Annotated in this window: 14 protein-coding genes; 12 read left to right on the plus strand and 2 right to left on the minus strand. The window is 29.1% G+C overall.

What is annotated here, in order from left to right; translation table 11 throughout:
• Nucleotides 1-178 precede the first annotated feature (178 nt).
• From ACRDDE_RS06975 to ACRDDE_RS07025, 11 genes are all read left to right on the plus strand, one after another.
• The gene (locus ACRDDE_RS06975; RefSeq protein ID WP_438626541.1) at nucleotides 179-1843 is read left to right on the plus strand and encodes an ABC1 kinase family protein; all 1665 of its coding nucleotides are present in this window, start codon (nucleotides 179-181) and stop codon (nucleotides 1841-1843) included.
• A gap of 12 nt (nucleotides 1844-1855) precedes the next feature.
• Entirely contained in the window at nucleotides 1856-4300 is a 2445-nt protein-coding gene (gene recJ / locus ACRDDE_RS06980) for a single-stranded-DNA-specific exonuclease RecJ (protein ID WP_438626543.1), read from the plus strand.
• Between the two features lie 10 nt (nucleotides 4301-4310).
• Nucleotides 4311-4823, plus strand: a complete 513-nt coding sequence (locus ACRDDE_RS06985; RefSeq protein WP_021428377.1) for an adenine phosphoribosyltransferase — start codon at nucleotides 4311-4313, stop codon at nucleotides 4821-4823.
• A 74-nt stretch (nucleotides 4824-4897) separates the two neighbouring features.
• Nucleotides 4898-7105: a RelA/SpoT family protein gene (locus ACRDDE_RS06990; protein WP_438626545.1), complete on the plus strand. Its 2208-nt coding sequence runs from the start codon at nucleotides 4898-4900 to the stop codon at nucleotides 7103-7105.
• 9 nt (nucleotides 7106-7114) lie between these two features.
• Complete coding sequence (gene dtd, locus ACRDDE_RS06995) at nucleotides 7115-7564, plus strand: D-aminoacyl-tRNA deacylase (RefSeq protein WP_035116838.1); 450 nt, start codon at nucleotides 7115-7117, stop codon at nucleotides 7562-7564.
• 13 nt (nucleotides 7565-7577) lie between these two features.
• A complete protein-coding gene (locus ACRDDE_RS07000) occupies nucleotides 7578-8195 on the plus strand; it encodes an MBL fold metallo-hydrolase (protein ID WP_438626547.1) in 618 nt (205 codons plus the stop codon).
• 37 nt (nucleotides 8196-8232) lie between these two features.
• Nucleotides 8233-9708, plus strand: coding sequence for a coproporphyrinogen dehydrogenase HemZ (gene hemZ, locus ACRDDE_RS07005; protein WP_438626549.1), 1476 nt, complete (start codon nucleotides 8233-8235; stop codon nucleotides 9706-9708).
• A complete protein-coding gene (hisS, locus tag ACRDDE_RS07010) occupies nucleotides 9698-10960 on the plus strand; it encodes a histidine--tRNA ligase (RefSeq protein ID WP_438626551.1) in 1263 nt (420 codons plus the stop codon). Before hemZ ends, hisS begins: the two co-directional genes overlap by 11 nt.
• Nucleotides 10961-10998: 38 nt before the next feature.
• Nucleotides 10999-12786 carry an aspartate--tRNA ligase gene (gene aspS, locus ACRDDE_RS07015; RefSeq protein WP_438626553.1) on the plus strand — a complete coding sequence of 596 codons (1788 nt, stop codon included), beginning with the start codon at nucleotides 10999-11001 and terminating at the stop codon, nucleotides 12784-12786.
• A 105-nt stretch (nucleotides 12787-12891) separates the two neighbouring features.
• Nucleotides 12892-13182: a metal-sensitive transcriptional regulator gene (locus tag ACRDDE_RS07020; protein ID WP_438621511.1), complete on the plus strand. Its 291-nt coding sequence runs from the start codon at nucleotides 12892-12894 to the stop codon at nucleotides 13180-13182.
• Nucleotides 13183-13192: 10 nt separating this feature from the next.
• On the plus strand, nucleotides 13193-13633 hold the full coding sequence (locus ACRDDE_RS07025; RefSeq protein WP_438626555.1) for a SoxR reducing system RseC family protein: 441 nt from the start codon (nucleotides 13193-13195) through the stop codon (nucleotides 13631-13633).
• A gap of 40 nt (nucleotides 13634-13673) precedes the next feature.
• Here ACRDDE_RS07025 and ACRDDE_RS07030 read toward each other — a convergent pair whose 3' ends face one another.
• On the minus strand, nucleotides 13674-14264 hold the full coding sequence (locus ACRDDE_RS07030; RefSeq protein WP_438626556.1) for a threonine/serine exporter family protein: 591 nt from the start codon (nucleotides 14262-14264) through the stop codon (nucleotides 13674-13676).
• Entirely contained in the window at nucleotides 14264-15055 is a 792-nt protein-coding gene (locus ACRDDE_RS07035; protein ID WP_438626558.1) for a threonine/serine exporter family protein, read from the minus strand. Before ACRDDE_RS07035 ends, ACRDDE_RS07030 begins: the two co-directional genes overlap by 1 nt.
• Before the next feature lie 260 nt (nucleotides 15056-15315).
• Here ACRDDE_RS07035 and glyA point away from each other — a divergent pair, with 260 nt between their 5' ends.
• The gene (gene glyA / locus ACRDDE_RS07040) at nucleotides 15316-16560 is read left to right on the plus strand and encodes a serine hydroxymethyltransferase (protein ID WP_438626560.1); all 1245 of its coding nucleotides are present in this window, start codon (nucleotides 15316-15318) and stop codon (nucleotides 16558-16560) included.
• Nucleotides 16561-17026: the final 466 nt, after the last annotated feature.

Consider the following 17026-nt stretch of genomic DNA (forward strand, 5'->3'; position numbering starts at 1 on the left):
GCACAAGTTGTAAGAGAACTTACAGAAGAAGAAAAACAAAATCTTGTTAATTCTGCATTAAAATATGTAGAAACTGCAAATAATTATAAGTAGAGATGAAAAAAGGGGCAATATAATAATATTGTCCTTTCTTCTCTTATAAAATAAAACTACTTAAACTGAGACTAGGGTGTGAAAAATGAAGGTAAGTTATAGACATTTAAAAAGATATAAAGAAATAGTCCATATACTTTTAAAATATGGATTCAGTATTATTGTTGAAAAACTTAATATAGAAGGAGTAGCTTATAAAATTCCTATAACAAATCCACCGGCAGAGATAAAGAATATGACTACAGGTGAAAGACTTAGAAAGGCATTTGAAGAATTAGGTCCTACGTATGTAAAATTAGGACAGATATTAAGCACGAGAAAAGATTTACTAGATCAAAGTATTATAAGTGAATTGGTAAAGCTAAGAGATAATGTTGAAGTGTTTGATACTGAAATTGCTATGAGCATATTAAAAGAAGAACTTAGTATGCCTATGGATAAAATTTTCGAAGAGTTTAATGAGACACCTATAGCAGCCGCATCGCTAGGGCAAGTTTATGAAGCAAAATTAATTAGTGGAGAAAATGTAATAGTAAAAATTCAAAGACCTAATGTTGAGCAGTTGATAAAATCGGATATAGAAATTTTAAAGTCTATTGCATCTGCTCTAACGGATATAAAAAAAGATTTAAATATAGATGTACAAGGTATAGTTGAAGACTTTGAAACTCAGATTTTAAGAGAATTAGACTATAACTTTGAAGCTATAAATGCTGTTAAGTTCCAAAATATGTTTTCTAATACAAATGAAGTTTATATACCTAAAGTATTTATGGATTACACTACTCAAAAGTTATTAGTATTGGAAAAAATAGTTGGAGTTAAGCTTAGTGACGTAAATAAAATGAAAAAGCTAGGCTGGGATACGGAAAAAATAAGTGAAATAGGAATTAGATCTTTATTTAAACAAATTTTTGAATATGGATTTTTCCACGCAGATCCACATCCAGGAAATATATTTGTTATAAATGAAAATTGTATAGCGTATATAGATTTTGGGATGATTGGAATTATTGATAAGAAAATGTTAAATACATTAAATTCAATAACACTTGCAGCTGTGGATAGAAATATAGATAGAATAATATACTTACTGATGGAGTTAGATGTAATATCTTATGATACTAACTTAACTGGCCTAAGACAAGATTTACTTTATTTAATGCATTATTATTATGATGTTCCAATAGATAAATTGAGTTTGGGAGATATATTAAATGAAGTATTTAGATTTTGTAGAACGTATAAGGCTGCACTTCCGCCACAATTAGTATTATTAGGAAAAGCTCTTATTACTTTAGAGGGTACGGCTAGAGAATTAAATCCTAATTTTTCAATAACTGTTGCAGGAAAATCATTTATGAAGTATTACTACCTAAATAGGCTAAATCCTGAAAATTTAATAAAAGAATCAAAACAAAGCGCTCAAGAAGCTATCGCAGATATAAGGATAATTCCTAGACAAGTAAAATCTATTTTAAGAAATATAGAAAAAAATAATATTAAAATTCACATTGAAGATGTTAAATTCTCTAAATTAGAAAAAATAATAACAGATTTAGCAACTCAACTATCATTAAGTTTAGTGTTGGCTGCATTATTAGTTGGATCATCTTTAATAATAGCTTCACCAAATGTAAATAGCAATTGGTGGGTCAAAGTACTTGCATTTTCAGGATTTGTAGTTTCTTTTTTAGTAGGAATACTTTTAGTTGTGAAAATAATCAGATCACAATATATAAAAAAATAGGGGGAGATATACATGTTTAACAAAAAATGGACACTTAAGTACAAAGGCAGCATAAAAGAATATGATTTAGGTAAAAAAATGAAGATTTCCCCGGAAATAGGACAAATCTTAAAAAATAGAGGTATTAAAAATGAAGAAGATGCCGAAATTTTTATAAATCCGTCATTAGATTACTTAAGAGACCCATTTTTAATGAAAGATATGGAAAAAGCTGTAGATAGAATAAAATATGCTATGGAAAACAATCAAAATATATGGGTATATGGAGATTATGACGTTGATGGAGTATCATCTACATCTATATTATGCATATATTTCGACTCTATAGGATACCCAGTTAAATACTATATACCAAATAGATTACAAGAAGGATATGGTATAAATGAAGACGCAATAAGAGTACTGAAGGAACAAGAGTGTGATTTAATAATAAGTGTAGATTGTGGAATAACGTCTGTAAAAGAAGTTGAATTAGCGAATGAATTGGGTATAGATATTATAATAACAGACCACCATGAGGTGCAAGATAAAATACCGGATGCGTATGCAGTTATAAATCCTAAGCAAAAAGATTGTAACTATCCATTTGACATGTTATGTGGTTGTGGAGTAGCGTTCAAAATTATACAAGCATTAACTCCTGAAGATGAGTTTAAAACTTCTATGTACAAGTACTTAGAAATAGTAACTTTAGCAACTATCTGTGATATAGTACCTTTAGTAGATGAAAATAGAATAATTGTGAAAAATGGCTTAAGGCTTATGAAAGATGGAGAAAATATAGGTCTAAGAGAACTTATAAATGTTTGTGGAATTGAAACTGACAAAATAGGGTCATCTCATATCGGATTTTCTATAGGTCCTAGAATCAATGCTTCTGGTAGATTAGGATATTCATATTTAGGAGTTGAATTATTTACAACTAAGTCGAAAGAAGAAGCTATGGAAATAGCTAGTCTCTTAGAAGAAAAGAATAATGAAAGACAAATGATAGAAGCTAAAATGTATCAAGAAGCAGAAGATATAATTTTAAATGACAAAAACTATAATTCAGATAAAGTACTAGTAATAGCAAAAGAAGGATGGCAACATGGAGTTATAGGTATAGTTGCATCTAAATTGACAGAAAAGTATTATAAGCCAACAATACTTTTAACAATTGAAGATGGAGAAGCTACTGGGTCTGCTAGATCTATAAAAGGGTTCAGTATATTTGATACTTTAGTTAATTGTTCTGAGTTACTAAAAAAATTTGGTGGACATGAACAAGCAGCAGGGTTATCAATGGATTCTAAAGATATAGAAACTTTAAGAAAAAAAGTTAATGAAATTGCAAATTACCAACTTACAGAAGATGATATGGTAGAAAATATATCTGTAGAGTTTGAATTAAATGAAAGTTCTATAGATTTTAATTTAATAGAAGAACTTCATAGTTTAGAGCCTTTTGGAATGAGCAATCCAAGCCCTAGATTTATAATGAGAGAATTAGAAATAAGAGGTATTTTTAGACTAGGAAAAGATAAGAATCACTTAAAATTAAACCTAGAAAAAAATAATGTATATGAGTGTATAGGATTTAACATGGCATATATGTCAGAGCAATTTGATGTAGGTGATAAAGTCGATGTATTATTCCAAGTGGATGAAAATAACTATATGGGAAATAGGAAAATACAATTTTTACTAAAAGATATAAGGATGGCATATCCAAAGGATATAGGAAAAAATCTAGAAAGTATAAACTTATTTAGAAATATTAAACCTTGCTTAGATTCAAATAATAAAATTTCAAATTATGGAAAAGTTAATATAGATGGATGCAAAGAGATAAATATATTTGACTATATAAATGAAAAAAGTTTAGTAATAACAAACTCAGTAAATGGATTTTTTAAAGCAATATCAGATATATCACTTACTGAACATGAATTTGACATAAATTACAATATTATAGAGAATATAAACAACAAAGTTCAACTTATATTCTTTCCCTATATTGATAAAATAGATTTAAAAAGATATAATAATATTATTCTTTATGATTATTTATATGATATTGAGGAATATTCATGTCTATATGAAGATAGTGACAATGAATGTGAAATTATAAAATATTATGATAAGAATGATTTAATATATATAAATAATATTGTTAGAAGTATAATTCCAGAGAGAGAAGAATTTATAACTTTATATAAAATAATGTCTAAATATAAAGAAATAAAAATTAATATACTAGACATTAAATCTAAATTAAACATAGCACCAATAAAATTATTTGCTATGTTAAATGTGTTTAAAGAATTAGATTTAATTAATTTTCATGTGAAAGATGAAAATAGTACTTTAACAATGGAAATTATGCCAAAACCAAGTACTAAGATTGATTTAGCTTCAAGTAAAGTACTACAAGGACTTAATCAACTTAAGGATAAATACAAGCAAAGCTATTAGGAGGATTTAAATGAACTTAAAAGATTCAATAAGAGAGATTAAAGATTTCCCAAAACCAGGTATAGGATTCAAAGACATAACAACTTTATTAAGCAACGGAGAAGCATTTAAGTTTGCGGTAGATGAAATAATAGCAGATCTAAAAGATAAGAATGTTGATATAATAGTTGGACCAGAAGCTAGAGGTTTCTTAATGGGAACACCAGTTGCTTATGGAATGGGTATAGGATTTGTACCAGTAAGAAAGCCAGGTAAGTTACCAGGAGAAACTGAAAAGTTTGAATATGGATTAGAATACGGAACAGACACTTTAGAAATCCATAAAGATTCAATAAAACCAGGGCAAAGAGTTGCAATAGTAGATGACTTATTAGCTACAGGTGGAACTATGGAAGCTGCAGCTAAACTTATAGAAAAATTAGGTGGAGAAGTTGTTTCTATGCAATTTTTAATAGAATTAGAAGAGTTAAATGGTAGAGATAAAGTATCTCAATATCATGTAAACTCACTTGTAAAATATTAATAGTGTTCAATAGTTGGTAAAAAGCCAACTATTTTCATATATATCAAAATTTATACTATAAAATAGGTGGTACTATGCAAGATAAGCAATTACAAGAACTAATAGAAAAAATAAAAAGATATGCCCCTAATGGCGATTTAGACTTAATTGAGAAAGCCTATTACTATGGTAAAAAAGCTCATGAAGGACAATTAAGAAAATCTGGGGAGCCATATTTTATACATCCAATAGCTGTTGCTAATATACTTTGTGATATGGAATTAGATATGCAAACTATATCAGCGGGATTATTACACGATGTAGTTGAAGATACCGAATTTACATATGAAGATATTAAAAAAGATTTTGGGGAAGAAATCGCAGACCTTGTTGATGGAGTAACTAAACTTGGACAGATAAAGTACAAGTCTAAGGAAGAGACACAAGCTGAAAACTTGAGAAAAATGTTTTTAGCTATGTCAAAAGATATAAGAGTAATACTTATAAAATTAGCCGATAGGTTACATAATATGAGGACTCTAAAGTTCATGCCGCCTGAAAAAGCTAAAGCTAAAGCGACAGAAACGCTAGAAATATACGGTGGAATTGCAAGTAGACTAGGAATATATAAAGTAAAATGGGAACTAGAAGATATCGCACTTAGATATATAGATTGTGATGGTTATTATGATTTGGTGGAAAAAGTAGCTAAGAAAAGAAGCCAAAGAGAAGCTTATATAGAAAGAATAGTACATATTCTTAAAGAAAAATTTGATGAAGTTAATATAAATTGTGATATATATGGAAGACCTAAGCATTTCTACAGTATATATAGAAAAATGAAAAACAAGCATAAAGATTTTGAAGAAATATATGATTTAATGGCAGTTAGAATAATCGTAAATTCAGTAAAAGATTGTTATGCAGTTTTAGGTATGGTACATACCCTATGGAAGCCAATACCAGGAAGATTTAAAGACTATATAGCTATGCCAAAGCCTAATATGTACCAATCCTTACACACTATTGTTGTAGGACCAGATGGGGAGCCTTTAGAAATTCAAATAAGAACTAATGAAATGCATAACATAGCAGAGTACGGAATTGCTGCACACTGGAAGTATAAAGAAGGAAAAACCAGTGTTAAAGAAAGTAAACTAGAAGAAAAGCTACAATGGTTAAGACAGATGATGGAGTGGGAAAAAGATTTAAAAGACCCACAAGAATTTATGGATGCATTAAAAGATGATGTGTTCAATAGTCAGGTATATGTATTTACACCAAAAGGTGATGTAATAGAGTTACCGGCTGGATCAACACCGATTGACTTTGCATACAGGGTTCACACTAATGTAGGAAACAAATGCGTAGGAGCTAAAATAAATGGAAGAATAGTTACATTGGACTATAAACTACAAAATGGTAATATTGTTGAAATTTTAACTTCAGCAAATTCAAGTGGTCCAAGTAGAGATTGGATAAATATAGTACAAACTCCTAATGCTAAGTCTAAAATAAGACAATGGTTTAAAAAAGAAAGACGAGAAGAAAATATAGAAAGAGGTAGCTTGATTTTAGAAAAAGAATTTAAAAAATATAGCATACCAACAAAAGATCAAATAATTGAAAAGTATATGCTTCAAATGGCAAGAAAGTTTAACCAACCGACTGTAGATGATTTAGTAGCAACTATAGGATATGGAGGAATAATGCCATCTCAGATAGTTCCTAAAGTAAAAGAACTTTATGAAAAAGATTACGTAAAGAAATCTTCTGAGATAAAGGTTGTAGATGATATAAATAAACATAGTATAGGGGAACAAGAGTATACTAAGAAAAGAAAAAAATCATCACCTCAAGGCGTTATGGTAAAGGGAGTAGACAATATACTTGTTAGATTTGCTAAGTGCTGTAATCCAATACCTGGAGATGAAATTATAGGATATATAACAAAGGGAAGAGGAGTTGCGGTACATAGAAAGGATTGTCCTAACTCTAACTTAGATAATGACTACTTTAAAAACAGATTAGTAGAAGTTTCTTGGGAAAATTCTAACAATGCCAAGTTTGAAGCTGAAATTCAAATACAAGCAGAAGACAGACGTGGAATTATAAATGACATAACACATATTGTGGCTATAGAAAAAGTATCATTAAATGGAATTAATGCAAGAAAAGGAAAGCTAAATATTGTAAGTGTAAACTTACTTGTAGAAGTGGACAGTATAGAAACCTTAACTCTTTTAATGAAAAAAGTAAGAGCAATACCGGGAGTGGAAGATATTTATAGAGTTATAAATTAAGGAGGCATTATGAGAGCTGTAGTTCAGAGGGTAGCATCATCTAGTGTCACTGTGGATGAACAAAAAATTTCAAATATTGAAAAAGGATTATTAGTACTTTTAGGAGTGACACATGAAGACACTAGTAAGGATGTTGATTATTTAATAGAAAAAATAGTTAACTTAAGAATATTTGAAGATGAAGATGAAAAAATGAATTTATCTCTTAAAGATATAAATGGAGAATTGATTGTTGTCTCACAATTTACATTATACGGAGACTGCAAAAAAGGTAGAAGGCCTAACTTTACAGGAGCGGCTAAGCCAGATTTAGCTAATAATTTATATGAAGAATTTATAGAAAAAGCTAAAAAACAAAATATAAATGTTGGTACTGGAAAATTTGGAGCACATATGATGGTTGAGCTAATAAATGATGGACCAGTTACAATACTTATAGATTCTGAAAAAAATTTTTAAGGGGGATTTAGTTATGATAATAGAGAAATTTACAGATCATTTATTTGGAGAAAACACATACTTAATAGCAGATAAAAACACTAGAGAGGGTGCAGTTATAGATCCAGGTGGAGAAATAGATGACTTAATGAGATTTATAAAAGATAATTTTATAGATATTAAATATATAATACTTACTCATGGGCATGGAGACCATATTGGTTGTGTACCTAAGTTAAAACAAACTACAAATGCATGTATAATAGCTGATAGTGAAGAACAAGAGCTACTTTTAGATAAAAAGAAAAACTTAAGTTATAGAATGCATTGTGGAGCAACTGAATTTGATGCAGACAAATATGTAAATGAAGGAGATAGTATAAAATTAGGAGAATTAAAACTTAAATTTATACACACTCCAGGACACACAAAAGGTTGTATGTGCATAAAAGTTGATAATCACATGTTTACGGGAGATACATTATTTGCTGGAAGTATGGGAAGAACTGATTTATACAGTGGAGATGACAACCAAATGAAAAAATCATTAAATAGATTAAAAAAATATGAAGACGATATAATAGTATATCCAGGGCATGGTCCAAATACTACAATGGGAATAGAAAAAGCTACTAATCCATATTTAGTATAAGGGATTTGCTTAGAATAACAATAAAGGAGTAGTTTAAATGTTAGGTATTGAGTTAAAAGGACATGACTACAAATATGAAATTGCAGAATTATTCAAGTTATTTACTACTCAATTTAAATTTATAAAAGAAGATGAAAAATTTGAAAAAAATTTGATAAATGAGTTTATTAAAGATAAAAATTATATAAAGAGTACAACTAAATACTATGAAAATGATGATTTAAAGTTTTGTAAAGAAGAAGTTTTTAATATAAATTCTTTAAGTGAAGAAGAGATAAAAAAGAAATCTAAAACTATTATAAAAAGAAGTATATTTAAGGTTTTAAGTGAATTGTACGATACTTATGTCCCATGGGGAATTTTGACAGGAATAAGGCCTGTTAAAATAGTCCACAGTTTGTTAGATGAAGGATTGAGTGAAGTTGAGATAAGACAAAACCTTAAAGATAATTATTTAATAAAAGATGAAAAAATAGATTTAGCTTTAGATATAGCAAAAAAAGAGCGTGTATTTATATATCCTATTGATAAAAACAAAATATCTTTATATGTAAGTATTCCTTTTTGCCCTACAAGATGTGTGTATTGCTCATTCCCTTCTAATCCTATGAAACAATTTGGACATTTAAGAGACAATTACGTAAAAGCTATTGTAAAGGAAATAAAAGGATTAGCTAAACTTTTAAAAGAGACTAATAAAGAAATCGAAACTTTATATATAGGTGGAGGAACGCCAACAACATTAGAGGCTGAACAACTAGATGATTTAATTAAAGCTTTATTTATGGAACTGGACTTAACAAAAATAAAAGAGTTTACAGTTGAAGCTGGAAGACCAGATACTATAACTAGAGAAAAATTAGAAGTTATGAAAAAACATAATGTTACTAGAATAAGCATAAATCCTCAAACTATGAATAATGAAACTTTGGTCAAAATAGGTAGAGATCATAACGTAGATGATATAGTAAGATGTTTTAATATGGCTAGAGATCTTGGATTTAATAATATAAATATGGATATTATATTAGGTTTAGTAGATGAAAATGTGGAAATGGTTAAAAACACTTTAGAAAGAATAAAAGAGCTTTCTCCAGAAAGTTTGACTGTACACACGTTAGCGATAAAAAGAGCATCTACTCTAAAAGAAAATCTAGATAAGTATGAACTTACAAGATATGAAGAAATGGTAAGTATGATAAATTTATCTATGGAGTATGCGAAATCTATGGGGCTTAATCCTTATTATATGTACAGACAAAAACATATGCTTGGAAACCTTGAAAACATAGGATATTCTAAAGAAGGATTTGAATGTATATATAATATTCAAATTATGGAAGAAAAGCAAAGTAATCTTGCTGTAGGGGCAGGTGCTATCAGCAAATATGTATATGTAGATGAAGATAGAATTGAAAGAACTGACAATGTTAAAAATGTAGAAATTTACATAGATAGAGTTGATGAAATGATAGAAAGAAAGGAAAAGGAGGTATATAAAAATGTTAACTAAAGCTCCAAGAGGAACTAAAGATATAACTCCAAAAGATGCATATAAATGGAATTATGTTGAAAATAAATTTAGAGAAGTATGCGCATTATTTGGATATGAGGAAATAAAAACTCCTATATTTGAACATACAGAGTTATTCCAAAGAGGTGTCGGAGAGACAACAGATGTCGTTCAAAAGGAAATGTACACTTTTGAAGATAAAGGAAAAAGAAGTATAACACTAAAACCAGAAGGCACAGCTGGGGCAGTTAGAGCATTCATTGAAAATAAAATGTATGCAGATACTCAACCAACTAAATTATTCTACCAAACTCCATGCTTTAGATATGAAAGACCTCAAGCTGGAAGACAAAGACAATTCCATCAATTTGGAATAGAAACATTAGGTAGTGATAAACCATCTATAGATGCTGAAGTTATAGCTTTAGCTGTTCAATTTTTCAATGAAGTGGGATTGAACAATTTAGAAACTTGTATAAATTCAGTAGGTTGCCCTACTTGTAGAGAAAAATATAATAATATTTTAAAAGAGTATCTAGATGCAAAAAGTGATGTTTTATGTGAGACTTGTAACGAGAGAAAAGAAAAAAATCCAATGAGAGTTATAGACTGTAAGAATCCAGTTTGCAAAGAAAATTTAGCAGATATTCCATATATGATAGATCACTTATGCGATGACTGTAAAGATCATTTTGCAAAAGTTCAAGAGTATTTAACTGAAATGGGTATAAATTTCAAGGTTGATAAAACTATAGTTAGAGGACTTGACTACTACAAAAAGACTGCTTTTGAAATAATATCAAATGATATAGGAGCACAAAGTACAGTTTGTGGTGGTGGTAGATATGATGGACTAGTAGAACAACTAGGAGGGCCTAAAGGCGTTAGCGGAATTGGATTTGCTCTTGGTGTTGAAAGATTATTATTAACTCTTGAAAATAATAATATAGAAATTGAAAATCCTAAAGCTACAGATATATTCATAGCTACAATAGGTGAAAATGCTCAAACTAAGAGTTTTAAAATATTAAAATATTTAAGAGAAAATCATATAAGTGCAGATAAAGATCATTTAGATAGAAGTTTAAAAGCTCAATTTAAATATTCAGATAAATTAAATGCAAAATATACTATAGTAATAGGTGATGATGAATTAGCAAATGATGAAGTCAAATTAAAAGATATGTCAACATCAGAACAAACTACTATAAAATTAAGTGAGATAGTTAAAGAATTAAAAAATAGATTATAGATAATTCTTAATAATTAATAACATATTGGAGGAAAGACATGGAGACTCTAAACGGATTAAAGAGAACTCACTATTGTGGAGACTTAAGAGAATCTAATATAGATGAAGAAGTTGTACTTATGGGATGGGTACAAAAGAAAAGAAACTTAGGTGGATTAGTATTTGTAGACTTAAGAGATAGAAGTGGAATTTGCCAAATAATATTTGATACAGATGTAAATACAGAAGCTTTTGCAAAAGCTGAAAAATTAGGATCTGAGTATGTAATAGCAATAAAGGGTAAGGTTGCAGAAAGATCTTCTAAAAATCCTAACTTACCAACAGGTGATATAGAAGTATTTGCTACAGAGTTAAAATTACTAAATAAATCAGAGACACCACCTATATATATAAAAGATGACGATAATGTATCTGAAGAGTTAAGACTTAAATATAGATATTTAGATTTAAGAAAACCATCTATGCAAAAGAACTTAATATTAAGAAGTAGAGTTGCTAGTATAGTTAGAAATTACTTAACAGAAAATAATTTCTTTGAAATAGAAACACCATTTTTAATAAAACCAACTCCAGAAGGAGCTAGAGACTATTTAGTACCAAGTAGAGTAAATGAAGGTAAATTCTATGCACTACCACAATCACCTCAATTATTTAAACAATTATTAATGGTAAGTGGAATGGATAGATACTTCCAAATAGTTAAGTGTTTCAGAGATGAGGACTTAAGAGCTGATAGACAGCCAGAATTTACTCAAATAGACTGTGAAATGTCTTTTGTTGAACAAGAAGATGTTATGGCTATAATGGAAAAAATGGTACAAAGAATATTCAAAGAAGTATTGAATGTAGAGGTTAACTTACCTCTTAAGGCCATGACTTATGCTGAAGCTATGGAAAGATATGGATCAGATAAGCCTGATACTAGATTTGGATATGAATTAACTAATATATCTGATGTAGTTGCAAATTGCGGATTTGGTGTTTTTGCCAATGCGACTAAAGATGGTATGAGTGTTAGAGGTATAAATGTAAAAGGTAAAGCAGAAGATTTTTCTAAGAAACAAATTGGAAAATTAGAAGATCATGCTAAAACTTATAAAGCGAAAGGTCTTGCTTGGATGAAAGTTGGAGAAAATAATGAAGTAACATCTCCTATAGCTAAATTCTTCACAGAAGAAGAAATAAATGCTATATTAAATAAAATGGATGCTCAATCTGGAGACTTATTATTATTTGTTGCAGATAAGGACAGCGTAGTATTTGATGCTTTAGGTCAAGTAAGATTAGAAGTAGCTAGAAGATTAGACTTATTAGACAGTAATACTTATGAAATGTTATGGGTTACTGAATTCCCAGTATTTGAAGAAGATGAAGAAACTGGAAGAATGGTAGCTAAACATCACCCGTTCACTTCTCCGTTAGATGAAGATTTAGAAAGATTAGAGGGCGATGATAAAGCTTCTTTAAGAGCTAAAGCTTATGATATGGTTATAAATGGTTATGAAGTAGGAGGAGGAAGTGTTAGAATATTTAATGCTGATGTGCAACAAAAAATGTTCAAAGCATTAGGTTTCACTGAAGAAGAAGCTCAAGAAAAATTCGGATTCTTATTAGACGCATTTAAATATGGTACTCCACCTCATGCTGGTATGGCATTTGGTCTTGATAGACTTATAATGATTTTAGCTGGAACTACAAACATAAAAGATGTAATAGCATTCCCTAAAAACCAAAGTGCTGTTTGCCCTATGACTAATGCTCCTGCAATTGCAGAAGAAGTTCAATTAGATGAATTAAATATAAAAGTTGATATAAAAGATAAATAATAGAACGTTTAAAATAAATACTGTTGAAGAAAATTCAGCAGTATTTATTTTTTTTTGATGAAAATAATATATAATATATTATATGAATGAAAAAGAGGTTATTATATGGAAAAAAAATTAGCTAAAAACAATGATAAAGAAGCCATTATAAAGAGATTAAATAGAATTGAAGGACAAGTAAAGGGTATTCAAAAAATGGTAGAAGATGAAAGGTATTGTGTTGATATTTTAGTTCAAATATCAGCAATAAGATCAGCTATAAATAGAGTTGGGAATATAATACTTGAAAACCATATAAAAGGATGTGTATCAAACTCAATAAAAGAGGGCGATACACAGGAATCAGAAGAGTTAATTTCTGAATTGATGGAAACTATAAACAAATTTACGAAATAGGGGGAGCACTATGAATCAACATGGGTATGTAGTAGAAATAGTAGATAGTATAACCGCTAAAATAAAAATGCAACAGCACTCAGCTTGTGCATCTTGTGGGAAGTGTGCATCATCTACTGATAAAAAGGATATAGTTGTTGAGGTTGATAATACTATAGGCGCTAAGGTAGGTGACTATGTAGAATTAAATATGGATTCTATAAATGTAATAAAAGCTGCATCTATAGTGTATATAATTCCTTTAGTAGCGCTTCTAGGGGGAACAGTAGTTTCTTATAGTATACTAAATTTTATTAATACTTCTATTAATAAAGAAATATTAAGTGCTATAATAGGACTAGCTTTAACTGGGATAGCTTATTTATTTATAAAAAAGAAAGATTCAAAGCTTAGAGAAAGTAGACAGTATATACCAGTAATAACTAAAGTTATAAATAAAATAAATATATAAAAAGAAAAGAGGAAGTTGTATAACTTCCTCTTTTTATTATCTATTTTAAATCTTTTTTCTCATCTTCTTGTACATTATTATCTTTATCTATTGCTAAATCTATATCCAAATCACTATCTTCTGTCATTATATTATTTTCATAGTTGGAATCCTTTTTAGTTATCACGTGGTTAAATCCGAATGTAGCTTTATTTAATTTTACCGTATTTATAGTTTTAACAAATGAAGTAACTAGTAATACACCAAGAGATATAGCGCCTCCGACTAAAAGTGCAGTTGCACCTGTAGATGCAGCGAGTTCATAGTTTTCTTGAACTAAATAAAGCATTGTGTTATACATTCCAAGTCCAGGAACTAAAGGTATTATACCAGGTATTACAAAGACTATAGCTGGTTGTTTTAATTTTCTAGCACAAACTTCACTAGCGATACCTATTATAGTTGCTGGAACAAAGTTTGATAAAGCTGGATTGTTTGTAGCTTTAAATAGATATACATATAAAACCCATCCTACGGCTCCTATTAAACCAGATACATAAAGAGATCTTTTAGGAGCACTTAAAAATATAGCAAATCCTATTGTACATAAAAAACTAAATATAAAATGTAAATATAAAGGCATGCTACTCATTATAATATACCTCCTAATCTAAGCCATACTTCAAGAACAAATCCTACTCCGACAGCTATAGCGGTTGCAGTTAATGCAGCATCAAAAGCTCTAGCTACTCCTGAAATTAAATCTCCAGAAATAAGGTCTCTTAAGCCTTTAATTAATGAAACTCCAGGAAGGAGAGGCATTATAGATCCTACAATAAGTGTATTAGGTTGACTTAAAAGTCCTAAACTTGATAAGCTAACACCTATAACTGCTATGAAAATTGAAGCTGCAAGGGTAGCAAATGAAGGGATAGAACTAATACTAAATATTTTATCAAATATTATAACAGCGAAAATCGATGTTATGTATGTAAATAAAAAATCTACTACTGTACAACCTAATAAAACTGAGAAACATGCAGACCCAAGTCCGGTTCCTATATATACTACCCATTGATTATAAGACTTAGCTTTTTCAATTTCTTTAAGCTTGATTATTGCATCTTCGATTGATAAATCTTTATTAGAGACAAACTCCCTTGAAAATGCATTTAAAAGATCGATTTTGTTTATGTTTATACCCCTATTTTTTATGGTCTTCATAAACGTTATACCATCAAATCTTTCATCGGAGATAATTATTACAGTAGGGGATGTAAATACGTTTACATGTTTATAACCTCTAGAGTTACAAATTCTAAGTATGGTGTCCTCTACTCTATAAGTTTCAGCACCATTTCTAAGCATAAGCTCTCCCGTGAAAAGTGCTAGTCTGAAGATATTCTTTTTTCCGTGTTGATCAATGTTATTTTCTCTATCCAAAATTACACCTCCTAAATAAATATAACAATAAAGATTATATCAAATTATTGCACCATATTACACATATTTATTCACTATAAAAACATATTTGATTTAATTTGAAAATTACATTAAAATTAAATAATATTAACAGTTGAAAAATTGTGAAAATTGGGTATATAAAAGTGTACAAGTGAATATATAAATATTAGTATTTTTACAATTATTTAAGTAACTTTTAATAATACATATTTATTTATATATAAAGAAAGGGTGATTAAATGTTTGAGAATTTAAAGAAGGTTGATAAAGAAATTTATGAAAGTATGCAAAGAGAATTAGAAAGACAACAAAGGAACATAGAATTAATAGCATCAGAAAATATAGTATCTATGGCGGTTATGGAGACTATGGGAAGTCACTTAACTAATAAATATGCAGAAGGATATCCACAAAAAAGATACTATGGGGGATGTGAGCATATAGATGAGATAGAAAAATTAGCTATTGAAAGATTGAAAAAAATATTTGGTGCAGAACATGCTAATGTTCAACCTCATTCTGGTGCTAATGCAAATATGGGTGTTTATTTTTCTATATTGAAGCCTGGAGATAAAGTTATGGGAATGAATTTATCTCAAGGTGGTCATTTAACTCACGGATCTCCTGCAAATATATCAGGGCAATACTTTGAATTTACAGAGTATGGTGTAAACCTTAAAGATGGAAGAATAGATTATGATGATATAAGAACAAAGGCACATGAAATAAAACCTAAGTTAATAGTAGCAGGTGCTAGTGCATATCCTAGAGAAATAGATTTTAAAAAGTTTAAAGAGATAGCAGATGAAGTAGGGGCTATGCTTATGGTAGATATGGCTCATATAGCAGGGCTTGTAGCAGCTGGACTTCATCAAAATCCATGTGAGGTTGCGGACTTTGTAACTACTACTACACATAAAACTTTAAGAGGACCTAGAGGTGGAGTAATTCTTTGTAAAGAAAAATATGCAAAAGCTATAGATAAAGCTATTTTCCCAGGAACTCAAGGTGGACCATTAGAGCATATAATAGCTTCTAAAGCTGTAGCATTTAAAGAAGCTTTAGAACCAGAGTTTAAAGAATATCAATCTCAAGTTGTAAAAAATGCTAAGAAGCTTGCAGAAGAATTAATGAATAGAGGATTTGAATTAGTAACAGGTGGAACTGATAATCATTTAATTTTACTAGATTTAACTAATAAAAATATAACTGGAAAAGAAGCTGAAAAAAGATTGGATGAAGCATATATAACAGCTAATAAAAATACCATACCATTTGACCCAAATGGAGCTTTTGTTACTAGTGGTATAAGATTAGGAACTCCAGCTGTAACAACAAGAGGAATGAAAGAAGAAGATATGAAAGATATAGCAGAAGCTATAGATTTATGTTTAACTTACAATAAAGAAGAAGAAGCTAGAGAAAAAGTAGTAGCTTTAACAAATAAATATCCTTTATATAATGAATATAAAATATTTGAATAGAAGGTTAGTATAAAAAAGATATTTTTAAAAAGATGGAAGCAGTAATAATATGAATATATAAGATTTACGACACAAAGCTGAAAAGAAGCTTTGAAATGTCGTGAAATCTTATATATTCATTATTACGCTATCTATTTAAAAAATATCTTTTTTTATGATTAGGAGAGGTTAAGGGCGATTAATAAGGAAATATAGGTAGGTAAAGTACTGAAATTCGAGGGTTTTTTTAGATAAAATTTAAAAAATAAAATTAAATTTAAAAAAAGTGTTGACGATGTTGAATTAAGGTGGTATAGTATTACTTGTCCTTAAGAAAAGGGCAAAACAAAAATGAACTTTGAAAATTAAACAGTAGGTTAATTATAAAAATTCTTTTTTTAAGAATTAAACACAAACAACCAAGCCAGATATTCAGATAATGATTAGCTGAGCGATGGACAACTTTTTAAATTATATTTGAGAGTTT

It is taken from the genome of Paraclostridium sp. (genome assembly GCF_051656405.1).
Classification (GTDB): Bacteria; Bacillota; Clostridia; order Peptostreptococcales; family Peptostreptococcaceae; genus Paraclostridium.